Annotated in this window: 4 protein-coding genes; 2 read left to right on the forward strand and 2 right to left on the reverse strand. The window is 57.4% G+C overall.

All coding sequences use genetic code 11. The features are described 5' to 3' along the window. Nucleotides 1-245 precede the first annotated feature (245 nt). Nucleotides 246-1,466 (reverse strand): CaiB/BaiF CoA transferase family protein, encoded by a 1,221-nt coding sequence (locus tag PSJE_RS30085; protein ID WP_057712566.1) that lies wholly within the window; start codon nt 1,464-1,466, stop codon nt 246-248. An 11-nt stretch (nt 1,467-1,477) separates the two neighbouring features. Beyond that, on the reverse strand, nt 1,478-2,659 hold the full coding sequence (locus PSJE_RS30090) for an acyl-CoA dehydrogenase (protein WP_008053124.1): 1,182 nt from the start codon (nt 2,657-2,659) through the stop codon (nt 1,478-1,480). 157 nt (nt 2,660-2,816) lie between these two features. Between PSJE_RS30090 and PSJE_RS30095 the strand changes: the two genes are divergently transcribed. Both PSJE_RS30095 and PSJE_RS31870 read left to right on the forward strand, forming a co-directional pair. Continuing rightward, complete coding sequence (locus PSJE_RS30095; protein WP_057712567.1) at nt 2,817-3,716, forward strand: LysR family transcriptional regulator; 900 nt, start codon at nt 2,817-2,819, stop codon at nt 3,714-3,716. 435 nt (nt 3,717-4,151) lie between these two features. Next, nucleotides 4,152-4,229, forward strand: a 78-nt coding sequence (locus PSJE_RS31870) for a hypothetical protein (protein WP_223441004.1), incomplete at its 3' end; no start/stop codon positions are given.

Genomic DNA, 4,229 nt, shown 5'->3' on the forward strand with positions numbered 1-4,229 from the left:
CTTTTTCAACTCCCTTTGTGCTTCGATGAACTGAAGCAACCTGCTGCCGAAAACTGCGTAACTCTTTGTTTACCAAGGAGTTTTCCGTTTCGACTGCGCCGGAAGTGGGGCGAATTATAGACACCTGGAATCTGCCGTCAAGCACTGATTTAGGTTTTCTATCAATAAGCTGCAGAAAGCAGCAAAACGCCCTAAAGGGCGCCTATATAGAGGAGCCGAAACACCCTCTATATAGAAGAGACCTATCAGAGAACGCCAGAAGCCTTGAATGCGGACACCGCCCCGGCATCCAGACCCAACACACGCTGCAAAACTTCAAGCGTGTGCTCACCCAGCAGAGGAGGTGCAAAACGATACTCAACCGGCGTCTCCGACAATCGAATCGGGCTCGCCACCTGAGGCACCATCCCGGCCAGCGCATGCGGCAGTTCGATAGCCAACCCACGTGCCTTGACCTGAGGATCGGCAAACATCTGGGCCACGTCATTGATAGGCCCGCATGGCACGCCAGCCTGTTCCAGTTGCGCCACCCATTCAGCGGTAGTCTTGAACACCGTCGCCTGGCGGATCAGCGGAATCAGTATTGCCCTGTTTGCCACCCGCAGCTTGTTAGTGGCAAAACGCGGATCGTCCGCCCACTGCGGCTGCCCGGCCACTTCCGCAAACTTGCGGAACTGACCATCGTTCCCGACGGTAAGGATGAAATCGCCATCCGCCGTAGGAAAATCCTGATAAGGCACGATGTTCGGGTGAGCATTACCCAAGCGCTTAGGCGCGTTGCCTGTCGTCAGGTAGTTCATTGCCTGATTGGCCAGACAAGCCACCTGTACGTCCAACAGTGCCATATCGATATGCTGACCACCGCCGTCGTGATCCCGATGCGCAAGCGCAGCCAGGATCGCGACAGTCGAATACAGCCCGGTGAGGATGTCCGTCAGCGCCACGCCAACCTTCACCGGCCCCGCACCCTCTTCGCCCTCAGGTCGCCCCGTCAGACTCATGAGGCCGCCGAGCCCCTGGATCATGAAGTCATAACCCGCACGCTTGGCATAAGGACCGGTCTGGCCGAACCCGGTGATCGAGCAATAGATCAGATCCGGATTGATCGTCTTCAGCGTTTCATAGTCCAGGCCATAAGCCGCCAGACCGCCGACCTTGAAGTTCTCGATCAGGATGTCCGACTTGGCCGCCAGTTCACGCACCAGCTTCTGCCCTTCAGGGCGAGTGAAGTCGATGGTGACAGATTGCTTGTTGCGATTGGCCGACAAGTAATAAGCAGCCTCGCTGGTATTCTCGCCATAAGCGTCTTTAAGGAACGGCGGTCCCCAGGCGCGCGTGTCATCGCCGTTACCCGGACGCTCGACCTTGATCACTTCAGCGCCAAGGTCGGCCAGGATCTGCCCGGCCCAAGGCCCGGCCAGCACCCGCGATAAATCCAGTACCCGTAGATGCGATAGCGCGCCCATGGACGTTCTCCTTAATAGAACGCCTGGAGGCCGGTTTGCGCACGACCGAGGATCAGTGCATGGACGTCGTGAGTACCTTCATAGGTGTTCACCACTTCCAGGTTGACCAGGTGACGCGCCACACCGAATTCATCGGAGATGCCGTTGCCGCCCAACATATCGCGAGCCATGCGCGCGATGTCCAGGGACTTGCCGCAAGAGTTGCGCTTCATCATCGAGGTAATTTCGACCGCCGCGGTACCTTCGTCCTTCATACGACCCAGACGCAGGCAGCCTTGCAGCGCCATAGTGATTTCAGTCTGCATGTCGGCCAGCTTCTTCTGGATCAACTGGGTAGCGGCCAGTGGGCGACCGAACTGTTGACGATCCAGGGTGTACTGGCGAGCGGTGTGCCAGCAGAACTCGGCTGCACCCAGCGCACCCCAGGAGATGCCGTAACGTGCCGAGTTGAGGCAAGTGAAAGGACCTTTCAGACCACGGACGTCCGGGAAGATGTTCTCTTCCGGAACGAACACGTTGTCCATCACGATTTCACCGGTGATCGATGCCCGCAGGCCCACCTTGCCATGAATCGCTGGAGCGCTCAGACCTTTCCAGCCTTTCTCCAGAACGAAGCCGCGAATGTCACCGGCATCGTCCTTGGCCCAGACCACGAACACATCGGCGATCGGGCTGTTGGTGATCCACATCTTGCTGCCGGTAAGGCTGTAGCCGCCTTCCACTTTGCGCGCACGACTGATCATCGCGCCCGGGTCGGAGCCGTGGTTAGGCTCGGTCAGGCCGAAGCAGCCGATCCACTCGCCCGACGCCAGTTTCGGCAGGTACTTCTGCTTTTGCGCTTCGGTACCGAATTCATTGATTGGCACCATCACCAGCGAGGACTGCACGCTCATCATCGAGCGATAGCCGGAGTCGATGCGCTCGACTTCACGGGCGATCAGGCCATAGCTGACATAGTTCAGGCCGCTGCCACCGTATTGCTCGGGGATGGTTGCGCCCAACAGGCCGACCTCGCCCATTTCGCGGAAGATCGCCGGATCGGTCTTCTCATGACGGAAAGCTTCGAGGATGCGCGGCGCAAGGCTTTGCTGAGCGAATTGCGCAGCCGTGTCGCGAATCATTCGTTCTTCTTCAGTGAGCTGTTGATCCAGCAGCAGGGGATCGATCCAGTTGAAGCTAGCTTTACCGCCCATGAGTGTGTCCTCTCGAATCGGGTCAAATAACGTAGGCTGATCCTAGGCCCGGATCGGCGCGACGGCAAACGAGGATTTTGCATACTGTTGTGCTAATTTCTCACTCCGAAACGTCGCAAAAGAGCTTTTATGCGATGTATTAGTGAGGTTGACGTACATGCGCAGAAAGATACCCAGCACCACCGCCCTGATCAGCTTCGAGGCCGCGGCGCGCCACGAGAGCTTCACCAAGGCCGCCCAGGAGCTTTCGCTGACCCAGGGAGCGATTTGCCGACAGATTGCCAGCCTTGAAGAGTTCCTCAGTGTGGAACTGTTCCGACGCTCGCGGCGCGGGGTCAAGCTGACGGAAGCCGGACTCTCCTACAGCCGTCGGGTGGCCACTCAGCTCGATGCCGTTGAGCGCGACACCTTGTCCGTGATGGGCCAGCAGGGCACCAACGTGATCGAACTGGCCGTAGTTCCGACCTTCGGCACCCAATGGCTGCTGCCGCGACTCAAGGATTTCCAGCAGAAACACCCGGAAGTGACGGTCAACCTGACCAACCGCACGCGGCCGTTCCTGTTCGCCGACACGGATTTTGATGCCGCCATCTACTTCGGCGACGCGGATTGGTCGGGTACAGAATCCCACAGGCTGATGGGTGAAAATCCGATGCCCGTTTGCAGCCCCAACCTGCTCGGAAACAAGACCAGTCTGACGCCCGGGGAAATCGCCGACTTGCCTCTTCTGCAACAAACCACTCGCCCCTATGCCTGGCGCCAATGGTTCGACTCCCAACACCTGAATGTCCCGCGAGACATGACGGGCCCCCGCTACGAGCTATTCTCCATGCTCGCCCAGGCAGCCATGCACGACATGGGCATTGCCCTGATTCCACCGTTCCTGATTCAAAGGGAGCTGAAAGAGAAACGCCTGGTGATCGCCAACCCCCAAGCACTGTCCAGTATCAAGGCTTACTACCTGATGATTCCTGAACGAAAGGTCGAATCCGCGTCTTTAAGGGCATTTCGTGACTGGCTGGTAAATCAGGCGTACAGCTACAGCCTAGAGGGATAAAGGCTCTACAAGGTTACTTGACCCCGTAGTCAGCAAAACAAAAGCCCTACAGATATACGTATTTGTCGCATAGCAGCAAACTGTATCGACAAGTCGTACAAACGTCCCACAAGCGCCTGATGACGCGGCTTTGCGCCACTATTTCGAGGCAATGCCGCATCATTCATACGGCCGATGTGTAAATTCTTCAATTTCGGCCAGAATCCTTGAAAAGCACGGTCTGCAAGGGATTGAGCCGGTTGGTTGCGACATTCGGTCACGGGGTGACTTGTAGTTAATTTTCCGTCACCCGTCATAATCCCTTGAAGGGCACAAAGTTCGCCTGCAAAATGCCGCGCCCCGCCCTGATTTGGCGGGATCGTGCTGATCGGCCGCCCCAGCCGCACCATCCGTAGTGCATGGGTTTACTCAATAAGATCACGCAGGAGATTTGACGTGCACATTGGTGTTCCTCTCGAAACCCAGACCGGTGAAACACGGGTTGCTGCAACCCCGGAAACCATCAAGAAGCTG

Origin of the sequence: Pseudomonas jessenii, assembly GCF_002236115.1 — a bacterium.
Classification (GTDB): Bacteria; Pseudomonadota; Gammaproteobacteria; order Pseudomonadales; family Pseudomonadaceae; genus Aquipseudomonas; species Aquipseudomonas jessenii.

Excerpts from the sequence above, each read along its gene's own strand:
- PSJE_RS30095 (WP_057712567.1), top strand. The coding sequence starts at position 2,817 with ATGCGCAGAAAGATACCCAGCACCACCGCCCTGATCAGCTTCGAGGCC.
- PSJE_RS30085 (WP_057712566.1), bottom strand. The coding sequence starts at position 1,466 with ATGGGCGCGCTATCGCATCTACGGGTACTGGATTTATCGCGGGTGCTG.
- PSJE_RS30090 (WP_008053124.1), bottom strand. The coding sequence starts at position 2,659 with ATGGGCGGTAAAGCTAGCTTCAACTGGATCGATCCCCTGCTGCTGGAT.